Source organism: Arthrobacter sp. TJ-238, assembly GCF_058269215.1.
Window position 1 is genome coordinate 461,242 of sequence record NZ_JBZCNH010000004.1, and the last position, 18,734, is coordinate 479,975.

The 18,734-nt window shown below is 70.1% G+C and carries 19 protein-coding genes and 1 tRNA gene; 13 read left to right on the forward strand and 7 right to left on the reverse strand.

Features of this window, described 5'->3' with window-relative positions:
* Positions 1-8 precede the first annotated feature (8 nt).
* The 4 genes from AC4D2O_RS11110 to AC4D2O_RS11125 all read right to left on the reverse strand — a co-directional run bounded on the left by AC4D2O_RS11110 (position 9) and on the right by AC4D2O_RS11125 (position 3,272).
* Positions 9-848: a carotenoid biosynthesis protein gene (locus tag AC4D2O_RS11110; protein WP_490907328.1), complete on the reverse strand. Its 840-nt coding sequence runs from the start codon at positions 846-848 to the stop codon at positions 9-11.
* An 84-nt stretch (positions 849-932) separates the two neighbouring features.
* Positions 933-1,172, reverse strand: a complete 240-nt coding sequence (locus AC4D2O_RS11115; protein ID WP_490907330.1) for a PspC domain-containing protein — start codon at positions 1,170-1,172, stop codon at positions 933-935.
* Positions 1,173-1,230: 58 nt separating this feature from the next.
* Complete coding sequence (locus tag AC4D2O_RS11120; protein ID WP_490907333.1) at positions 1,231-1,476, reverse strand: hypothetical protein; 246 nt, start codon at positions 1,474-1,476, stop codon at positions 1,231-1,233.
* Positions 1,473-3,272 (reverse strand): PspC domain-containing protein, encoded by a 1,800-nt coding sequence (locus AC4D2O_RS11125; protein ID WP_490907336.1) that lies wholly within the window; start codon positions 3,270-3,272, stop codon positions 1,473-1,475. The genes AC4D2O_RS11120 and AC4D2O_RS11125 overlap by 4 nt, the downstream gene beginning before the upstream one ends.
* Before the next feature lie 124 nt (positions 3,273-3,396).
* Here AC4D2O_RS11125 and AC4D2O_RS11130 point away from each other — a divergent pair, with 124 nt between their 5' ends.
* Entirely contained in the window at positions 3,397-4,971 is a 1,575-nt protein-coding gene (locus AC4D2O_RS11130; RefSeq protein ID WP_490907338.1) for an ATP-binding protein, read from the forward strand.
* Between the two features lie 200 nt (positions 4,972-5,171).
* The gene (locus AC4D2O_RS11135) at positions 5,172-5,852 is read left to right on the forward strand and encodes a LuxR C-terminal-related transcriptional regulator (protein ID WP_490907340.1); all 681 of its coding nucleotides are present in this window, start codon (positions 5,172-5,174) and stop codon (positions 5,850-5,852) included.
* A 13-nt stretch (positions 5,853-5,865) separates the two neighbouring features.
* Here AC4D2O_RS11135 and AC4D2O_RS11140 read toward each other — a convergent pair whose 3' ends face one another.
* On the reverse strand, positions 5,866-7,101 hold the full coding sequence (locus AC4D2O_RS11140; protein WP_490907342.1) for a pyridoxal phosphate-dependent aminotransferase: 1,236 nt from the start codon (positions 7,099-7,101) through the stop codon (positions 5,866-5,868).
* Between the two features lie 258 nt (positions 7,102-7,359).
* On the opposite strand from AC4D2O_RS11140, the gene AC4D2O_RS11145 reads away from it, so the two are divergent.
* From AC4D2O_RS11145 to rplL, 8 genes are all read left to right on the forward strand, one after another.
* Positions 7,360-7,432: transfer RNA gene (locus AC4D2O_RS11145), tRNA-Trp, on the forward strand.
* Positions 7,433-7,585: 153 nt separating this feature from the next.
* Positions 7,586-7,843 carry a preprotein translocase subunit SecE gene (secE, locus tag AC4D2O_RS11150; RefSeq protein WP_490907344.1) on the forward strand — a complete coding sequence of 86 codons (258 nt, stop codon included), beginning with the start codon at positions 7,586-7,588 and terminating at the stop codon, positions 7,841-7,843.
* A gap of 92 nt (positions 7,844-7,935) precedes the next feature.
* Positions 7,936-8,865, forward strand: coding sequence for a transcription termination/antitermination protein NusG (gene nusG / locus AC4D2O_RS11155; protein ID WP_490907347.1), 930 nt, complete (start codon positions 7,936-7,938; stop codon positions 8,863-8,865).
* Between the two features lie 122 nt (positions 8,866-8,987).
* Positions 8,988-9,419 carry a 50S ribosomal protein L11 gene (rplK, locus tag AC4D2O_RS11160; RefSeq protein WP_087030133.1) on the forward strand — a complete coding sequence of 144 codons (432 nt, stop codon included), beginning with the start codon at positions 8,988-8,990 and terminating at the stop codon, positions 9,417-9,419.
* Positions 9,420-9,566: 147 nt separating this feature from the next.
* The gene (rplA, locus tag AC4D2O_RS11165) at positions 9,567-10,271 is read left to right on the forward strand and encodes a 50S ribosomal protein L1 (RefSeq protein ID WP_104050973.1); all 705 of its coding nucleotides are present in this window, start codon (positions 9,567-9,569) and stop codon (positions 10,269-10,271) included.
* Positions 10,272-10,374: 103 nt separating this feature from the next.
* Positions 10,375-11,481 carry a GNAT family N-acetyltransferase gene (locus AC4D2O_RS11170; protein ID WP_490907350.1) on the forward strand — a complete coding sequence of 369 codons (1,107 nt, stop codon included), beginning with the start codon at positions 10,375-10,377 and terminating at the stop codon, positions 11,479-11,481.
* A 286-nt stretch (positions 11,482-11,767) separates the two neighbouring features.
* Positions 11,768-12,382, forward strand: coding sequence for a 50S ribosomal protein L10 (rplJ, locus tag AC4D2O_RS11175; RefSeq protein ID WP_490907352.1), 615 nt, complete (start codon positions 11,768-11,770; stop codon positions 12,380-12,382).
* 57 nt (positions 12,383-12,439) lie between these two features.
* Positions 12,440-12,817, forward strand: coding sequence for a 50S ribosomal protein L7/L12 (rplL, locus tag AC4D2O_RS11180; RefSeq protein WP_334210706.1), 378 nt, complete (start codon positions 12,440-12,442; stop codon positions 12,815-12,817).
* 103 nt (positions 12,818-12,920) lie between these two features.
* On the opposite strand, the gene AC4D2O_RS11185 is transcribed toward rplL, so the two are convergent.
* Together AC4D2O_RS11185 and idi are read right to left on the reverse strand one after the other, a co-directional pair.
* Entirely contained in the window at positions 12,921-14,120 is a 1,200-nt protein-coding gene (locus AC4D2O_RS11185) for an acetyl-CoA C-acetyltransferase (RefSeq protein ID WP_490907511.1), read from the reverse strand.
* Between the two features lie 77 nt (positions 14,121-14,197).
* A complete protein-coding gene (idi, locus tag AC4D2O_RS11190) occupies positions 14,198-14,806 on the reverse strand; it encodes an isopentenyl-diphosphate Delta-isomerase (protein WP_490907358.1) in 609 nt (202 codons plus the stop codon).
* Between the two features lie 119 nt (positions 14,807-14,925).
* On the opposite strand from idi, the gene AC4D2O_RS11195 reads away from it, so the two are divergent.
* The 3 genes from AC4D2O_RS11195 to crtI are packed head-to-tail and all read left to right on the forward strand — an operon-like array spanning position 14,926 to position 18,509.
* On the forward strand, positions 14,926-15,993 hold the full coding sequence (locus tag AC4D2O_RS11195; RefSeq protein WP_490907362.1) for a polyprenyl synthetase family protein: 1,068 nt from the start codon (positions 14,926-14,928) through the stop codon (positions 15,991-15,993).
* The gene (locus tag AC4D2O_RS11200) at positions 15,994-16,893 is read left to right on the forward strand and encodes a phytoene/squalene synthase family protein (protein WP_490907364.1); all 900 of its coding nucleotides are present in this window, start codon (positions 15,994-15,996) and stop codon (positions 16,891-16,893) included.
* Entirely contained in the window at positions 16,890-18,509 is a 1,620-nt protein-coding gene (crtI, locus tag AC4D2O_RS11205; protein WP_490907366.1) for a phytoene desaturase family protein, read from the forward strand. The genes AC4D2O_RS11200 and crtI overlap by 4 nt, the downstream gene beginning before the upstream one ends.
* Positions 18,510-18,734: the final 225 nt, after the last annotated feature.

Genomic DNA, 18,734 nt, shown 5'->3' on the forward strand with positions numbered 1-18,734 from the left:
GCTCGGCCTCAGCCGCGCGGAGCGGCTTCCACGGGTTCCGTCGTCGCCCGCCCGGAGGGCGCGGCCCCTGCCAGTTGCAGGCGACGCCGGACGAGCAGGACGATCAGCGCGGCCGCCAGGACGGCAGGGAACACGAGCCCCGAGAAGACGCACACGCCCAGCCACAGGAACATCGAGACGAGCAGGCTGTCGACGAGTCCGGGCCGCAGGGGTTCCTCGGTGAGCCGGCGGCCGCCGATCCGGACCATGATCGCCGAAGCGATCAGCCCGGAGACGAGCCACCCGGCGTAGTTGGAGAGCGGAACGCCGTAGTACGGACCGCCGCCCGGCCAGATCCAGAAGCCGAGCGCCGCTGCGCCCGGGTCGAGGACGCCGTCGACGACGACCAGCAGCAGCCCGCCGAGGACGACCCTGCGCAGCGCCGTGCCCGTCCCGGACACCACGGCCACCGCGCCGATGACCAGCGGGACGTAGGAGAGCGGCAGCAGGTACGGCACGAGGCCGAGGATCGTGGGGCCGAGCGGGTCGCCGTAGTAGAACTCGCCGTAGGGGTAGCCCGTCGCCACCCCGAAGCCCTCGATGAGGTAGCCGAAGACGGACACGGCGACGAGTGCCGCCACCCCGCGTGCGACCCCGAACTGCCGGACGAGCGCCACGAACGCGGGCAGTGCGATCAGCAGGTTGAAGCCGTAGGACGCGTACTCGGCACCCTCGACGTCGGGGAACCGGACCACGAAGTAGCCGGAGACGAAGAGGAAGGCACAGGACGCGATGAGCAGACGGGGGAATCGGCGGGGGAATCGGCGGGGGACTCGGCGGGGCACTCGGCGGGCGGTGGGTTTCGGCACGCTCTCCATCCTCGCAGGTCACACGGCGGAAGGGGCACCCGCGGTGTGCGCGGATGCCCCTTCCCCGGGGCGGGTCGTGGAGCCCTAGCGGCCGATGACCTTCTGCAGGACGATCGTGCCGTCGGTCGCCGGGAGCAGCAGCCACAGCACCAGGTAGAGCGGGAGGCCGATGAAGGGGAGCAGGAAGCTCAGCAGCATCGCGATGCGTACGTAGCTCACGCGCCAGCCGTACTGCCGGGCGATGCCGGACGCGATACCGCCGAAGATACCGCCGGGGGCCCGCTTGACGGGGGAGGAGCGGAGGATGCGGTAGAAGGATTCCATGGTGTGCCTTTCATAGGAGGGGCTGGTACGCCGCTCGGTCGGAGCTGGTGTGCCGCGGTCAGTAGGTCGGCAGGTCGTCGTCGCGGTCGTCCGGTGTCGGTCGTGTCCGCAGTGACAGGATGCCACCTGCCACCAGGGAGAGTCCGACGCCGACCAGCAGGCCGAGGGCCACGATCACCGGGTCGATGGCGAGGGCGACGAACTGGCTGACGAGGAGCAGGACGGCGACGGCGAGGAGCACGGCCCCCCAGACGATCGTGACGACGCGTGCCCGCCTCTTCGGTCGGGTCAGTGAGGTGCTCATGGGGTGTCTCCTGCGGGGGTGCTGGGGCTGGGAACGGGGCTGGGGGTGGGATCGGCGTCGTCGCCCGCGGTGGTCCTGATCGTCACGTCGCTCAGGGCGCCGCGCACCTCCAGGATGAGGGCGGCGCCGGTCGCGTCGGGGTTCAACTCACTGCTGCTCAGCTGCAGTACGCCGCCGTCGCTCTCGAACCGGGGCGACGCGGAGTCGACGATGGAGGGCGCCCCCTGGGCGTCGGCGCTGCCGAGTGCCATCCGGGTGCGCACCTCGACGGGGACGTCCTCGGGGACGATCACGGTGACGTCGCTCGCCAGCGAGTTGACCGGCACGACGACGTCGCGCGCGGGCCTGGGCAGGTCGGCGAGGTCGATCGTCGTCTGGGCCACCAGGACGCTGTACCCGTCGGAGGCCGCCTGCAGCGATGTCGGCGCGGTCCTGGACTCCTGGGCGACGATCCACGCCCCTCCGGCCACGGTGAACGAGGCGATGAGCGCGCCGATCGTCGCTAGGGCTGCTGTCACCCCGACCAGCCCCGAGGTGCGTCCCCGGATGCCGAGCGCCACGACGCCGAGGGCGAGGACGATCGCGGCCGTCGCGAGCGCCACGACGGCCGCATCGGCGACGTCGAGCACGTTCGTGTAGTCGAGCGCGAGGACGATGGCGGCGACCGTCAGGGCACCACCGATGAGGAGCGCCGTGGCGGGTCCGGAGGGGCGGGGCTGACGGTTGTCGATGCTGCGGCCCTTGGTGGGAGGGGTCCTGGTGTCGAGGACCCCTGGTCCAGGGTAGGCCGAGGCGTCGGACCAGCCCTGGTACGGCTGGTAGGGCTGATACGGCTCGTACGGTTGCGTGTAGTCCCGGGTTCCTGCGACGGCCGTGTCGGGCCGGTACGGCAGGGGGACGGTCCGGTAGGTGTCCTCGTCCTGCGCCATGTCCTGCGCGTCGTTCCCCACCCCTGCGTTCCCGGGACCGTCCGTATCCGCCGATGCATCGGAAGCGGTACGAGCTGAGGAGCCGGCAGGACCGGTACCGGGGGAGTCCTTGTCGCCGGTGGTGCCGGCCGGATCCCCGATGCCGGTGGGACCCCCGAACCCGGTGGGACCCGTGGATCCGGTGGGACCCCCGAACCCGGTGGGACCCGCAGGACCTCCGAAACCGCTCGGACCCCCGGGAGCCGATCCGCCGGTCGGTCCGGTCGGTCCGGTCGGTCCGGTAGAGCCTGGCCCGGAGAAACCCGGTCCGGTGGGTGGCACAGGGCCACTACCCGGACCGCCGCCGAAGCCCTGGGGGCCGCCGCCCGGCGTCCCTGCAGGAGCCTTGCCGCCACTCGAGCGATTCACGATCCAGTAGACGAAGAGGATGACTGCGCCGATCCAGAACAGGGTCCAGAGGAGCCCGCCGCCCTCCCCTCGGAAGGGGACGTTCGGACCCCACAGCCCGACCGTGACCAGGACCGCCGCCCCGGTCAGCCCGGACGTCCACGATCCGCGGTGGGCCTGCTCCAGGTGGATACGCCCGTCGGGCTCCGGGAGCAGCGCCCAGGCGAGGCCGTAGAGCAGCACGCCGATTCCGCCGAAGACCGCCAGGACGACGATCAGTCCGCGGACGAGGGCCAGGTCCAGACCCGTGCGGCGGGCCACACCACCGGAGACCCCGCCCAGCCAGCGGTCGGGCGTCCGGGTGATGTCCAGGCTGCGGATCCAGCGGTAGAACGACGACGACGTGGGGTGCCCCGTCGGATGGGATGCGGCCGGTTCTTGCTGCCAGGACGGCCCGCCTGGATTCGGTGCTGAGGTCATGCCTCCATGCTTCCTCCCGCACCGGGTGCGCGGTATCGGGGCCGACCCTGATTGAACCCTGAGAACCCCCTGATTCCTGTCAGGGAGCGGTCCGCTCAGGGCTTCTGTATGTTGTGATGTTGCTATGAGACCTCCGCTGCTGCGCAGATCCGACGGCGTGATCGCCGGAGTCTGCGCCGGACTCGCGGTGCACCTGGGCATCTCGCCGTCCTGGGTCCGCGTGGGCATGGCAGTCCTGACCCTCGCCTCGGGTGCCGGGATCCTGCTCTATGCCTGGCTCTGGGTCTTCGTCCCCACCGCCGCGGACAAGGCGGCCGAGGCGGGCCGGAAGAGCGGCCCCGCTGCCTTCATGGACGGTGCCGGTAGCGGCCCGGGCATCAGCCGTCCCGTCGGTACCGGCTTGGCCTACGGGCCCGTCCCTCCGCGCGGCGCTCGCGGTACCGATCCCGGCAGCACAGCCAGGACAGGCAGCTCGGGCAGCTCGGGCAGCTCGGCCGGCCCGGGCAGTCCAGCCGCCCCAGCCGGCTTGGCCGGCCCGGGCAGTCCAGCCGCCCCAGCCGGCTTGGCCGGCTCAGCCAGTTCAGGAACCCCGAGCGGCCCTGGCTCTGTCGGCCGCGGCAGCGCGGGCGGCACCGGCGATCCTCAGGGAGGGTCGCCCCGGGGCTCCCTCGCTCCGGTCGGCCCCGGGACCGCGGTTCTCTTCGACGCCGACTCCTGGCGTGACCGCTCCATGAGCGCCGGCCGCCGTGAGATCCTGTTCGGCACCGCCCTGCTGCTGGCCGCGGCAGTACTCGTGGTGCAGCTGCTCGGCGTCCAGGTCAACTGGGGTTTCCTCCTGCCCATCGCCGTCGTGGCGACGGGTGCCGCCCTGGCCTGGGCCCAGCTCGACGAGGTGCGCCGTGCCAGGGTCATGGACCGCGCAGGGGCGGGGCGGGTCGGAGGGACGCTGCGGCTGATCGCGGGCATCGTGCTCGTGGTGGTCGGAGTGCTCGTCGCCCTGTCCAGCAGTGGCTCGTGGACTCTGACGGTCGCTACTCTCGTTGCCGTCCTCGCCGTCCTCGCGGGCGTCGGGCTGGTCCTCGCCCCATGGGGCCTGAAGTTCTGGCGCGATCTCGAGCGGGAACGGGCGGGCCGCGTGCGGGAGACGGAGCGCGCGGAGATCGCGGCCCACCTGCACGACTCCGTCCTGCAGACCCTCGCGCTCATCCAGAACCGCGCCGATTCCGAAACGGACGTGCTGCGCCTGGCCCGTGCGCAGGAGCGTGAACTGCGCCAGTGGCTGTTCGCGGATCCCGCGCGAGATCCGGGCAGCCTCGCCGAGCGCCTGCGCGTCATGGCCGGCGAGATCGAGGACCTGTACGGCCACCCGGTCGCCGTCGTCGCGGTGGGGGACGCCGCCCTCGGGCCCGCGGAGGACGCCCTGGCGCAGGCGGCACGGGAGGCCATGCTGAACGCGGCGAAGCACGCGGGCGTCGCTGTGTCCGTCTACCTCGAGGCGGGCACCGACGCCGTCGAGGTCTTCGTCCGGGACCGCGGCCCCGGGTTCGACCCGGCGTCCGTCCCCGGGGACCGCCTCGGGATCCGCGAATCGATCCACAGCCGGATGGCCCGTCATGGCGGGTCCTCGGACCTGCGCAGCGACGAGGACGGCACCGAGGTGCGGCTCAGGTTGCCCACCGCCGTCCGCCGCAGTGCCTGATCCCTTCATCCCACCCGCCGGGGCGTTCGTCTAGGCTGGCGGCAGCACGGGCGCGGAGGTACCGCGGTCCGCACGCACGACGGACCACGCACGACGGACCACACACGACGGACCACGCACGTCAGGTCAGGCATGACGGACCACGCACGTCAGGTCAGGCATGACGGACGGCCGGCAGGACGGCCAGGGGGAGGACAGCGATGAACAGCGACGACCCGCTGACGGAAGCGGCGATGCCCGGGACGGTGTCGGTGGTGATCGTCGACGACCACGGCATCTTCCGCTCCGGCCTCAGGGCAGCGCTCGGTCCGGTGATCCGTGTACTCGGCGAGGCCGCCACGGTCGAGGAGGCCGAAGCCGTCATCACCGCCACGGCGCCCGACGTCGTCCTCCTCGACGTGCACCTGCCCGGGGGCCGGGGAGGCGGCGGGGCGGAGGCCATCCACCGCTGCGCCCGGCGCGGAACCACGTCGCGATTCCTCGCCCTCAGCGTCTCGGACTCCGCCGAGGACGTCGTCGCCGTCATCAGGGCCGGCGCTCGCGGCTATGTCACCAAGACCATCTCCGGTCCGGAGATCACCGACGCGGTGCAGCGCATCGCCTCGGGCGACGCCGTGTTCTCACCGCGCCTCGCCGGGTTCGTGCTCGATGCGTTCGGGACCGCGTCGGTCGCCGTCGACGACGAGCTCGACCGCCTCTCGGCCCGCGAGCTCGAGGTCATGCGGCTCATCGCCCGCGGGTACAGCTACAAGGAGACGGCGAAGGAACTGTTCATCTCCGTGAAGACCGTGGAGACCCACGTGTCCGCGGTGCTGCGGAAGCTCCAGCTGTCCTCGCGACACGAACTCACGCGCTGGGCGACGGAGCGCAAGCTGCTCTGAGCCCGCTCCCGGACTAGCGCGCCGAGCCGAGGAACTCCTGGAGACGGGCGACGCCGGTCGCGAGGTCCTCGTCTCCCAGGGCGTAGGACAGCCGCAGGTAGCCGCTCGGTCCGAACGCCTCACCGGGCACGACGGCGACCTCGACCTTCTCGAGGATCAGCGTCGCGAGCTCCGCGGAGGTCGTCGGGGTGACACCGTCGAAGCTGCGGCCGAGCAGTGCGCGCACGTCCGCGTAGGCGTAGAAGGCGCCGTGCGGCGTGGGGCACTCGACGCCCTCGATCTCGTTCAGTGCGGACACCATCGCCCGGCGACGGCGGTCGAAGGCCACCTTCATCTCGTCGACGGCCGTCAGCGGTCCCGAGACCGCTGCGAGCGCCGCCATCTGAGGGACGTTGGACACGTTCGAGGTCGCGTGCGACTGCAGGTTCGTGGCCGCCTTCACGAGGTCCTTCGGGCCCACCATCCAGCCGACACGCCAGCCGGTCATCGCGTAGGTCTTCGCGACGCCGTTGAGGACGACCACCTTGTCGCCGAGCGACGGGGCGGCCGTCGCGATCGACGTGAACGGCACGCCGTCGTAGGTCAGGTGCTCGTAGATCTCGTCCGTCACGACCCAGAGCCCGCGCGCCGCGGCCCACTCCCCGATCTCCCGGACCGTGTCGGCACCGTACACGGCCCCGGTGGGGTTCGACGGCGAGACGAACAGCAGCACCTTCGTGCGCGGCGTCAGGGCGGCCTCGAACTGGTCCACGGTCACGAGGTAGCCCTGCTCCGGGCCGGCGAACACCTCTACGGGTACGCCGCCGGCGAGCCGGATGGCCTCCGGGTAGGTGGTCCAGAACGGTGTGGGCACGAGGACCTCGTCGCCCGGATCCAGCAGGCCCGCGAAGGACTCGTAGACCGCTTGCTTGCCGCCGTTCGTCACGAGGACCTGGGCGGGATCCACCGCGTAGCCGGAATCGCGCAGGGTCTTCTCGGCGATCGCCTGCTTGAGCTCCGGGAGGCCGCCGGCCGGGGAGTAGCGGTGGAACCTCGGCTGCCGTGCGGCCGCGATCGCCGCCTCCACGATGTAGTCCGGCGTGGGGAAGTCCGGCTCACCCGCGCCGAATCCGATGACCGGCCGCCCCGCGGCCTTCAGTGCCTTGGCCTTCGCGTCGACCGCCAGCGTCGCCGACTCCGCGATCGAGTCGATCCGCCGGGAGATCCGGGGAAGTGCTGCGCGGAGTCGGTCGTCGGTCGTCGCGTTCATCGGGTCCCGTTCCGTGAGGGTCTCTTGTCAGGCTCCAGCTTAGGCGCTGGGGCCCGGGCGGCCCCGATCGGAGGCCCGGCGGTGGCGCAGCGCATCGCACGGGAACCGCGGCGACGAGGCTTCCGGGCGTCGGCCCGGCGGCCCGGTTCGACGTTCTGCCGGTGAATGCGTAGACTTGACCCTCGGTGTTGAAACACCACGCTGGTTCGTGCCCTCGCGGGGACCTCCGGAGTGGAAGCAGTACGTGTTCAAAGCCAAAGGGTAGTGGCGCAATTGGTAGCGCAGCGGTCTCCAAAACCGCAGGTTGCAGGTTCGAGTCCTGTCTGCCCTGCGCGTGGCCTTCGCGGAAAGCTCGCGAAGGCACGGCAGAAACAGATCACGAAGCCCCGGCGCAGGCACAGGCCCCGCGCGGCGGTAAACATGATCAGCTGGGGGCGCCACTGGTGGTCCGGCTGGAACACCACACAGATTGATGAGGTTGACGGTGACCGATACGGCTGCGAGCAGCTCCAAGGGAAGCCCTGCCGAGAAGAAGGCTCCCCGACGCGGGTTCTTCGGACGCATCATGCTGTTCATCCGCCAGGTGCTCGCGGAACTCGGGAAGGTCGTCACGCCCACCCGCCGGGAACTGGTCAGGTTCACCATCACCGTCCTCGTCTTCGTGGTCATCATGATGCTCATCGTGACCGCCCTGGACCTCCTGTTCGGGGCCGGCGCGGTCTGGGTCTTCGGAGACAACTGACCCCGACCGCAGGAATGCACGCTCCGTTACGGCTGTTGACGTGTCGGGTCGATTACAGGCAAGCAAGACAACTCTCGAAAGCAGGCGGCTAGGTGTCCGAGCAAGAACTCGAACGGCAGATCACTCCCGAAGATGGTCTGGAGAACGAGGAGTACGGAGCGGGGGCGGACGCCTCCGACCTCGACGTGCCTGCTGAGGACTCCGACGCGCAGCCCTCCGCCACGGACGTCTCCGCCGAGGACGGACTCCTCGCGGACGACGTCGAGGCCGACGAGTCCGATGCCGCCGACGCCGACATCGAGTCCGACGCCGCCGACGCCGACATCGAGGCCACTGCCACGGATGCCGTCGACGAGGCCGCAGGCTCCATCGACGAGGCAGCCGCCTCGGAGGGCGACGACGCCCCCGCCGAGGAGGCCCCCGACCCGGTGGCCGACTTCAAGGCCAAGCTCCGACGCCAGGAGGGTGACTGGTACGTCATCCACTCCTACGCCGGGTACGAGAACCGTGTGAAGGCGAACCTCGAGACCCGCATCCAGACCCTGGACATGGAGGATTACATCTTCGAGATCCAGGTGCCCATGGAAGAGGTCGTGGAGATCAAGAACACCACGCGGAAGATCGTCAACCGCGTGCGTATCCCCGGCTACGTCCTCGTCCGGATGGATCTCACCGACGAGTCCTGGGGCGCGGTGCGCCACACCCCGGGCGTCACCGGCTTCGTGGGCAACGCCCACAACCCCGTCCCGCTGAGCCTGAACGAGGTGTTCTCGATGCTCGAGCACACCATCGTGCACACCGACGCCGAGTCGGGCAAGCCGGTCCAGCCGCAGTTCACCCCGGCCACCGTCAACTTCGAGGTCGGCGAGTCCGTCACCGTCAACGAGGGTCCCTTCGAGACCCTCCCGGCGACCATCTCCGAGATCAAGCACGAGTCGCAGCAGCTCGTCGTGCTCGTCTCGATCTTCGAGCGCGAGACCCCGGTCACGCTCTCCTACAACCAGGTCACCAAGATCCAGTAAAGCTTCGGCGCCTCCCGGCTTGCTTCGCCGGGGAGTGCCGTCAGGCCGTCACGCCAGAACGGCCACCACCCCGCAGGACGCTCCTGTCCGGCGGGAACGCAATGCAAGAGAAGGACCCTTTCATGGCCCCCAAGAAAAAGGTCACCGGCCTCATCAAGCTGCAGATCAACGCAGGCGCCGCCAACCCGGCTCCTCCGATCGGTCCCGCGCTTGGCCAGCACGGTGTCAACATCATGGAATTCTGCAAGGCGTACAACGCCGCGACGGAGTCCCAGCGCGGCAACGTCATCCCCGTGGAGATCACGGTGTACGAGGACCGCTCGTTCACCTTCATCACCAAGACCCCTCCGGCAGCCGAGCTGATCAAGAAGGCAGCCGGCGTCGCCAAGGGTTCGGGCACGCCCCACACGGTGAAGGTCGCGAAGCTGACCAACGCCCAGGTCGAGGAGATCGCCACCATGAAGATGGAAGACCTCAACGCCAACGACGTGCAGGCAGCAGCGAAGATCATCGCCGGCACCGCCCGCTCCATGGGCATCACGGTCGAGGGCTGACAGCCCCCACCACCCGCCCGTGTCCGGTACCGCCGGACGAGGGCACACCACCATTTCACAGCACGACGCCGCCGCCCCGCGGGGCTGTCGTGAGTGGCAGGGCCGAGCGCGGTCCGATGACCACGACTGCATAAGGAGAACAAGCAGATGGCACAGCGCAGCAAAGCATACAAGGGAGCTGCCGCGAAGATCGAGGCGGACAAGCAGTACGCCCCCCTCGAAGCGGTAGTCCTCGCGAAGGAGACCAACCCTTCGACGTTCGACGCCACGGTCGAGGTGTCCTTCCGTCTCGGAGTGGACCCCCGTAAGGCGGACCAGATGGTCCGCGGCACCGTGAACCTCCCCCACGGCACCGGCAAGACCGCCCGTGTCCTGGTCTTCGCGACCGGTGACCGGGCCGAGGCCGCCATCGCGGCCGGCGCCGACTTCGTCGGTTCGGACGACATGATCGAGAAGGTCTCCGGCGGCTGGACCGATTTCGACGCCGCGGTCGCCACCCCTGACCTCATGGGCAAGGTGGGCCGCCTCGGAAAGATCCTCGGCCCCCGCAACCTGATGCCGAACCCGAAGACCGGAACGGTCACGGCGGATGTCGCCAAGGCTGTCACCGACATCAAGGGCGGCAAGATCGACTTCCGTGTCGACAAGCACTCGAACCTCCACTTCATCATCGGCAAGGTCTCCTTCGACGAGCAGAAGCTGGGCGAGAACTACGCCGCGGCGCTCGAGGAGATCCTCCGCCTGAAGCCCTCGGCTTCCAAGGGCCGCTACATCCAGAAGGCCACCGTCTCCACGACCTTCGGTCCCGGCATCTCCGTCGACCCGAACGTCACCAAGGTCTTCGCCGTCTAGGCAGACCTCCCGATGAAGCCCCGCGGCCCGTGCCGCGGGGCTTTTTCGTGCCCGCCCGCCCTACTGGTTGGGATAACCCAATCAGTGCGCCTATGCTGGGCGGATGACCATCACGATCGACGAACTCCCGATCCCGGCGACCCTCGACGCACCCGGGGGCAGGGACTTCGCGCTGAGCGCCGCCGTCAGCAACGAGGTGGAGCGGGCCCTGTGGGGTCACGACGACTTCCTGCTGGACCTCCGGGAACGCCTCACCATGATGCAGCCCACGCCGGACCGCGAACGCGTCCTCGGGATCGCCCGGGAGCACGGGCACATCGTTGCGAACGCCCGCCTCAGCATCCCGCAGCGCGACAACCTGCGGACGGCCTATCTCCAGATCGAGGTGCTGGCCTCGCACAGGCGGCGGGGCACGGCCACCGCGCTGCTCGCCTTCATGGAGCAGCAGGCGGCGTTGCGCGGCAGGAGCATCATCATGTCCTGGAGCGATGCGCGCGCCGACCGGCAGGATGCACGGGACGGACGGATGCTCGCCCCGCCGACCGGCGCCGGCAGCTTCCCGGCCGACGACGCCTCGGCGGTCCTCGCCCTGCGCAGGGGATTCGAGCTTGTCCAGGTCGACCGGCAGAGCATCCTCGACCTGGACCTGCTGCGACAGGACCCGGACGGACCGGGCAGCCTGAGGGTGCATGAGTCCGCGGCCGCTGCGGCAGGGTCGGGCGAGTACACGCTTCTCGGCTGGACGGACCGCTGTCCGGAGGACCTGGTCGGGGACTATGCGCTCCTGCGGCAGCGGATGAGCACCGACCCTCCCCTCGGCGGGTTCGTCCAGGAGGAGGAGTTGTGGGACGCCGGGCGCATCCGCCGGGAGGAGGAGACAGCCCTCGCCGGCGGTGCATCGAGCCTCGTCTGCGCGGTACGGCACGCCGCCACGGGACGGCTGGTGGGGCACACCATCCTCGAGCGCTTCGGGGCGAGACCGGCCGTGGTGTACCAGGAGGACACGCTCGTGCTGGAGGAGCACCGCGGGCACCGGCTCGGCATGTGGCTGAAAGCGGTCAATCTCCGGCGCACCCTCGACGAGTGGCCGGACGCTCGGCGCGTCTACACCTGGAACGCCGAGGAGAACACCTTCATGCTCGCCGTCAACGTGGCACTCGGCTTCCGGCCGTCCGGCCGCACCGCCGGCTGGCAGAAGGTCCTGTCCTAGCGGGGGAGCCGGACGGCCCTCCGATTTGGCCGGCCCGCCCGCGTCGCGTACGCTGGAAGAACCAAAGACCGTCGGTCGATCCTCCTCCGCTTCCACCCGGTGCATCCGTGCGCCGATCGGAAGAAGGATCAGGATCCGAAAGTTCCCGTCAGGGACGGCCTACGCAGGTGATACGAAGCTCCTCTCCACCGGCCCCGCGCCCGTGTCGAGCAAGGCCCCGTGCATCTGCGCGGGGCGTTTTTTATTGGGAGCTGGAAAGCCGGCGCATATCCCCGGAAGGAGGGTTATGGCAACGCCAACAAAGGTTTCTGCAGTGGATGAGATCGCCACCGATTTCAAGGATTCCACCGCCGCTGTCCTGACCGAATACCGCGGGCTCACCGTCGCTCAGCTCAAGGACCTGCGTCGTGCCCTCGGCAACGACAACAAGTTCTCCGTCGTCAAGAACACCCTGACCGGCATCGCGGCGAAGGAGGCGGGCATCGACGCGTTCGACGGCCAGCTGTCCGGACCCACCGCGATCGCCTTCATCAAGGGTGACGCCGTCGCTGCAGCCAAGAGCCTCACGGATTTCGCGAAAGCCAACCCGAAGCTCGTCATCAAGACCGGAATCTTCGAGGGCAAGGCCCTCAACGCCTCCGAGGTCATCGCCCTGGCGGCCCTCGAGTCGCGTGAGCTCCAGCTGGCCCGTGTGGCAGGTGTCCTCAAGGCACCGATGTCCGCCCTGGCCCGCACGGTCGACGCACTGCGCGTCAAGCTCGAGGAGGAAGGCGGCGCTGCACCTGCAGCCGACGCCGACGCTCCTGCAGCCGAGGAGGCCGCTGCTCCCGCAGAGGCCGTCACGGAGGCTCCCGCCGCGGACGCTCCCACCGAGGAAGCCGCAGCAACCGAAGCGAACTAGTTTCGCTTCGCCCCACACACTGAAGGTGCTTGCACCACTAAAGGAAGGACGCCTCCCATGGCGAAGCTCACCAACGAAGAGCTCATCGAAGCTTTCAAGGAACTGTCCATCATTGAACTCTCGGACTTCGTGAAGCTGTTCGAGGAGACCTTCGATGTCACCGCTGCTGCCGTTGCAGTTGCAGGCCCCGCCGGTGGCGGCGCCGAGTCCGTCGAAGAGGAGCAGACCGCGTTCGACGTCGTCCTCGAGGCTGCCGGTGACAAGAAGATCGCAGTGATCAAGGAAGTTCGCGCGCTCACCTCGCTCGGCCTCAAGGAAGCCAAGGACGTTGTCGACAGCGCCCCCAAGGCCGTCCTCGAGGGCGTCACCAAGGAAGCCGCAGACAAGGCCAAGGAGGCCCTCGAGGCCGCCGGCGCCACCGTCACCCTCAAGTAACACCCCTGCACCCGTGGCCGGCACACGCCGGACCGCCGCAGGACGAAAGAGCCCCGCTTCTCGCGAAGCGGGGCTCTTTCTTCGTTTCCAGGGGCGGGGACGGTCAGCGCCAGAGCAGGAGCGCCTCGCCCTGCCCGCCGCCGCCGCACAGGCTCACGGCCGACTTCCCGCTCCCGCGCCGCGCCAGTTCCAGGGCGGCGTGGAGGGCCAGGCGCGCGCCGGACGCGCCGATCGGGTGTCCGAGGGCGATCGCGCCACCGTGGATGTTGCACTTCTCCAGCGGGTAGTCGAGATCCTCGAGCGACTGGACGGCCACCGATCCGAATGCCTCGTTGATCTCGATGAAATCGAGTTCCCCGGTCGTCCAGCCGGCGCGGTCCAGGGCCTGCCGGATCGCGGCCGAGGGCTGGGAGTGGAGGGTGTTGTCCGGGCCTGCGACCTGTCCGGGCCGTCCTACGACGGCGAGGACGGTGAGTCCGGCCTCCTCGGCGTAGGACCGCGTGGTGACGACGAGGGCCGCGGCGCCGTCGGACAGGGGCGACGAGTTGCCGGCCGTGATGGCGCCGTCGGGATTGAACGCGGGGCGCAGCGCCGCGAGCGACTCGACGGTGGTCGTCGGGCGGATGCCCTCGTCGGTGGTGAGGACGACGTCGTCGCCCTTCCGCCGGCGCACGGTGACGGGGACGATCTCCTCGGTGAGGATACCGCCGTCGGACGCGTCCGCGGCACGGCGGTGGGAGGCCGCCGCGACCTCGTCCTGGGCTGCACGGGGGATCTCGAGGCGGACGTTCCCGCGCTCCGTCGAGGCGCCCATCGACTCGTCGTCGAAGGCATCGGTCAGGCCGTCGTGGGCCACGGAGTCGAGGGCCTGCAGGGAGCCGTAGGTCCAGCCCTGCCGGGAGCCCGGCAGCAGGTGGGGACCGTGCGTCATCGACTCCTGCCCGCCGGCCACGACCACGCGGGCCTCACCGCTGCGGATGAGGCGGGCGGCGTCGATCACCGCCGTCAGACCGGAGAGGCAGACCTTGTTCAGGGTGACGGCGGGGACGTTCCACGGGATGCCGGCCTTCACGGCCGACTGCCGTGCGGGGTTCTGGCCGCAGCCCGCCTGCACCACGTGCCCCATGATGACGGCGTCGACGGTGCCTGCGTCGACGCCCGCGCGGTCCAGCGCCGCCGTGATCGCGAGCGCGCCGAGCTCGACGGCGGTGAAGGAGGCGAGCTGTCCGTTGAGGCGCCCGAGGGGTGTGCGGGCACCTCCGACGAGGACGACGTCGTCGGGGGTCGGCGTGGGTGTCGCCATGGTGGGACTCTCTTTCATCGTTGAAATGGTGCCGCTCCAAGCGTAGGCGCTGCGGCGGGCCGGACCCGCCTCCGGGGTCAGGCGGACGCGCGCGGGCCCGGTCCGTCGGCGCCCTGCGGGTAGAGCAGGGGGAGCTGCAGCGTGAGCCAGGGACTGAAGGCCCAGGGCGTCGCCGTGACCGCACGGACGAGCTGCGGGGCGTCCACCCATTGGAAGTCCATGACCTCCTCGGGCAGGGGATCCACGGCGCCGTCCGCGACGGCGGTGTAGACGGGGCAGATCTCGTTCTCGACGATGCCCGACGCATCGACCGCGCGGTACCGGAAATCGGGCACGGCCGGCCGGATGTCCCGGATGGTGAAGCCCAGCTCCTGCGCCGCGCGGCGGTTCACCGCGTCCTCGAAGGCCTCCCCGGGCGCGGGATGCCCGCAGAAGGAGTTGGTCCACACGCCGGGCCAGGCCTTCTTGGACAGGGCGCGGCGGGTCACGAGGATGCGGCCCCGATCGTCGAACACGTGCGTGGAGAAGGCCAGGTGCAGGGGCGTCTCGAGCGTGTGGACGGTCGACTTCTCGTGCGTCCCCAGCGGCGTGCCGTCCTCGGCGAGCAGCACCACGAGCTCGGTCTCCGTGCCCGTCCGCTCCGCGGCTGCCGCGTCCTGCCGCGTGGTTCCTGCTTCGCTCGCCATCGTGGCACCCTTTATTCGCTGATGATCCGGCCGGCGGGTCCGCCACTGCCGGGCAGCCGGTCCGGCTGCCTGCGCCCCGCATTTCGTCAGGGGCACCCTATCCGTTGTTTACTTTACCTATGGACATGGACACCTTGCTGGTCGAGCCCGCCGGGCTCGAGCAGGTCGAGGATGCCCTCGGGCGGTTCTTCGAGGAGTCCAAGGTCCGCGCGGCGAAGATCGGCCCCGGCTACCACACGCTGTGGGAGACCCTCGAGCGATGCACCGCCGGCGGCAAGCGGTTCCGCCCCCGCATGGTCATGTCCGCCTACCAGATGCTCGGCGGCCGCGACCTCGAGAACGCCGCCGAACTGGGCGCGGCCTTCGAACTGCTGCACACCGCGCTGATCGTGCACGACGACGTGATCGACCGGGACTTCGTCCGCCGCGGCATCCCGAACGTCTCCGGCCACTACCGCAGCGTCGCCGAGGGCGCAGGCATGTCGCCGGACGGTGCACGCCATGTCGGGCTCTCTGCGGGTGTGATCGCGGGCGACCTCGCCCTGTCCAACGCCTACCGGCTGCTCGAGCGCGTCGAGGCGCCGGCCGTCACGCGGCGCCGCCTCGGGACCATCCTCGACGAGGCGGTCTTCGCCTCGGCCGCGGGAGAGTTCCTCGACATCGAGTCCTCGCTCGATCCCGCCATGCCCCCGCTCGAGGACATCGTCCACATGGCGCGCCTCAAGACCTCGGTGTACTCCTTCGAGGGACCGCTGCAGGCCGGCGCCGTCCTCGCGGAGGCGGACGAGGAGGTGATCGTGCGGCTCGGCGAGTTCGGCCGCGACGCCGGCATCGCCTACCAGATCGCCGACGACCTGCTGGGCGTGTTCGGCAACGAGACGCGCACCGGGAAGACCAACTGGGGCGACCTGCGGGAGGGCAAGCGCACGGCGCTGATGTCCTTCGTCGCGGCACGCCCGGAGTGGGACAGGATCTCCTCGCTGGTCGGCAGTCCCGGCATGTCCGCCGCCGACGCCGACTACGTCCGTCGCATCCTCGTCGACAGCGGCGCCAAGGACTACTCCGCCGGCCTCGCCGCGGACTACGCCTCCCGGGCCCGGACCCACCTCGAGTCCGGTGCGGTGCCACCGGCGCTGCGGACCGCCCTCGAGCCCGTGGTCACCGCCGTCGTGGACCGGGTGCGCTGAGTGGGTATCGACGACTCGCTCGCGCGCTACACCGCGGCCGCCTATCGGACCTCGGCCGAGGTGATCCGCTGCTACTCGACGTCGTTCGGGATGGCCGCGCGCACCCTCGACCGCAGCACGCGGGCCCATATCGAGGCGGTGTACGCACTCGTCCGGGTGGCCGACGAGATCGTCGACGGCGCCGCTGCTGGAGCGGGGATCCCGCCCGCCGACGTGGAGCGGCTCCTCGACGACCTCGAACGCGAGACCGGGCGGGCGATCGCGACGGGCTACAGCGCCAACCTCGTGGTGCACGCCTTCGCGGCCACCGCGAGGAGCACGGGGATCGGCACCGACCTGACGCGGCCCTTCTTCGCCTCGATGCGCGCGGACATCACGCAGCGCGAGCACACGCAGGAGTCCTTCGACCTGTACGTGTACGGGTCCGCGGAGGTGGTGGGGCTCATGTGCCTGCGGGTCTTCCTCGTCGGACGACCCGTGACCCCGGAGGAGGACGCCGTCCTCGTGGACGGCGCACGGCACCTCGGCGCCGCCTTCCAGAAGATCAACTTCCTGCGGGACCTCGCCGAGGATTTCTCGACCCTCGGTCGCAGCTACTTCCCCGGCGTGCGCCCCGGCAGCTTCGGCGAGGCCGACAAGATCCGGTTGCTGGACGACATCGACGCGGACCTGCGGATCTCCGCCGCGGCACTGCCCGGCCTGCCCGCGACGCCGCGCCGCGCCGTCGCCCTCGCGCAGGGGCTGTTCACCGAACTCGCGGCCAGGCTCCGGCGCACCCCGGCCGACGAACTGCTCCGCGCACGCGTCCGGGTCCCCAACCCGGTGAAGTTCCGCATCCTGGCGAAAGCCTTCACCGGTCGCGCGATACCGGAAGCCACCGCGCAGGAGAGGACGGCATGACCGCACAGCAGAGCGAGCGTCACCGGGTAGGTGCACAGGACGTCGTCGTCATCGGTGGCGGGATCGGCGGCCTGGCGACGTCGGCCCTGCTGGCGCGGGAGGGCCACCGCGTCACGCTGCTCGAGAAGCGCGACCAGGTGGGCGGGCGCGCAGGGTCCTGGGAGCAGGACGGCTTCCGCTTCGACACCGGCCCGTCCTGGTACCTGATGCCCGAGGTCATCGACCACTTCTTCAGGCTCATGGGCACGAGCGCCGCCGAGCAGCTGGACCTCGTGAAGCTCGACCCCGGCTACCGCGTGGTGTTCGAGGCCGGGGGAGCCGTCGACGTCCCCGCGGACCGCGAGGCCGTCACGAAGCTCTTCGAGTCCCTCGAGGCGGGAGCGGGGGAGCAGCTCTCGCACTACCTCGACTCGGCGGAGGACGCCTACGAGATCGCCAAGAAGCGCTTCCTCTACTCCACCTACCAGTCGTTCCTGCCGTTCCTGCGGCCCGATGTCCTGAAGCGTCTGCCGCGTATCGGCTCGCTGCTGCTGCAGCCCCTGCAGTCCTTCGTGGAGAAGCGCTTCACCGACCCCCGCATCCGGCAGATCCTCGGCTACCCGGCCGTGTTCCTCGGGAGCTCGCCCTTCGACGCCCCGAGCATGTACCACCTGATGAGCCACCTCGACCTCGACGACGGCGTGCTCTACCCGATGGGCGGCTTCACCACCCTCATCGAGGCCATGCGCCGCGTGGCCGTGGCGGCCGGCGTGCAGATCCGCACGGGCGCCGACGTCGTCGCGATCGACACCACGCCGCGGCGGACCGGACGCTCCCCGCTCGACCGGCAGGCGGCGAGCGTGCGGGCGGTCACCTACCGCACCGACGGCACCACGACGTCGATCGACGCCGACATCGTCGTCTCCGCCGCGGACCTCCACCACACCGAGACCACGCTGCTGCCGGCCGACCTGCAGACGTATCCCGAGAAGTACTGGGAGAAGCGCGTCCCGGGACCGAGCGCGCTCCTGCTGTACCTGGGTATCCGGGGCGGGCTGCCGCAACTCGAGCACCACACGCTCCTGTTCACCACCGACTGGCGCGACAACTTCGGCCGGATCTTCGGCAAGGAGACCTCCGTGCCCTCACCGGCGTCGCTGTACGTCTGCCGCCCCAGCGCCACCGACGACTCCGTGGCGCCGGAGGGCCACGAGAACGTCTTCGTCCTGGTGCCCATCCCTGCCGACGTCACCATCGGCAGGGGCGGACTGGCCCGCGGGGGAGACGCCCGCGTGGAGGAGATCGCCGACGCCGTGATCGGGCAGATCTCCACCTGGGCAGGCATCCCCGACCTCGCGGAGCGCATCGTGGTGCGGCGCAGCTACGGCCCGCAGGACTTCGCGGACGACCTCAACGCCTGGCGCGGAACGTCCCTCGGCCCGGCGCACATCCTGAAGCAGAGCGCGTTCTTCCGAGGCTCGAACCGGAGCGCGAAGGTCGAGAACCTGTTCTACGCGGGCAGCTCCACCGTGCCGGGGATCGGCATCCCGATGTGCCTGATCAGTGCCGAACTGATCGTCAAGCGGTTGCGCGGCGACACGAGCACCGGGCCGCTCCCGGAGCCCGCAGCGGGATAGGACGGGGCGCCCGGCTTGACGCATGCGGGGGAGAGGCGCTATTGGACTTTACGCTACTGATGCCGTAGTGTAGGTCTTTGCGTCTTCCCTCTAATCGTGGTTGTTTCAAAAGCGGTAGCCTTCATATAGCGGTGGGCTTAGCTCTGCTCTCGTCGTTTAACCTGGCCCCGCGGTCGGGAAGCACGCGGGCAGACCCGGTAAGCACTGAGATCCCCGCAGCATACT

Excerpts from the sequence above, each read along its gene's own strand:
- AC4D2O_RS11115 (WP_490907330.1), bottom strand. The coding sequence starts at position 1,172 with ATGGAATCCTTCTACCGCATCCTCCGCTCCTCCCCCGTCAAGCGGGCC.
- AC4D2O_RS11120 (WP_490907333.1), bottom strand. The coding sequence starts at position 1,476 with ATGAGCACCTCACTGACCCGACCGAAGAGGCGGGCACGCGTCGTCACG.
- AC4D2O_RS11125 (WP_490907336.1), bottom strand. The coding sequence starts at position 3,272 with ATGACCTCAGCACCGAATCCAGGCGGGCCGTCCTGGCAGCAAGAACCG.
- AC4D2O_RS11130 (WP_490907338.1), top strand. The coding sequence starts at position 3,397 with ATGAGACCTCCGCTGCTGCGCAGATCCGACGGCGTGATCGCCGGAGTC.
- AC4D2O_RS11135 (WP_490907340.1), top strand. The coding sequence starts at position 5,172 with ATGAACAGCGACGACCCGCTGACGGAAGCGGCGATGCCCGGGACGGTG.
- AC4D2O_RS11140 (WP_490907342.1), bottom strand. The coding sequence starts at position 7,101 with ATGAACGCGACGACCGACGACCGACTCCGCGCAGCACTTCCCCGGATC.
- rplK (WP_087030133.1), top strand. The coding sequence starts at position 8,988 with ATGGCCCCCAAGAAAAAGGTCACCGGCCTCATCAAGCTGCAGATCAAC.
- rplA (WP_104050973.1), top strand. The coding sequence starts at position 9,567 with ATGGCACAGCGCAGCAAAGCATACAAGGGAGCTGCCGCGAAGATCGAG.
- AC4D2O_RS11170 (WP_490907350.1), top strand. The coding sequence starts at position 10,375 with ATGACCATCACGATCGACGAACTCCCGATCCCGGCGACCCTCGACGCA.
- rplJ (WP_490907352.1), top strand. The coding sequence starts at position 11,768 with ATGGCAACGCCAACAAAGGTTTCTGCAGTGGATGAGATCGCCACCGAT.
- rplL (WP_334210706.1), top strand. The coding sequence starts at position 12,440 with ATGGCGAAGCTCACCAACGAAGAGCTCATCGAAGCTTTCAAGGAACTG.
- AC4D2O_RS11185 (WP_490907511.1), bottom strand. The coding sequence starts at position 14,120 with ATGGCGACACCCACGCCGACCCCCGACGACGTCGTCCTCGTCGGAGGT.
- idi (WP_490907358.1), bottom strand. The coding sequence starts at position 14,806 with ATGGCGAGCGAAGCAGGAACCACGCGGCAGGACGCGGCAGCCGCGGAG.
- AC4D2O_RS11195 (WP_490907362.1), top strand. The coding sequence starts at position 14,926 with ATGGACATGGACACCTTGCTGGTCGAGCCCGCCGGGCTCGAGCAGGTC.
- crtI (WP_490907366.1), top strand. The coding sequence starts at position 16,890 with ATGACCGCACAGCAGAGCGAGCGTCACCGGGTAGGTGCACAGGACGTC.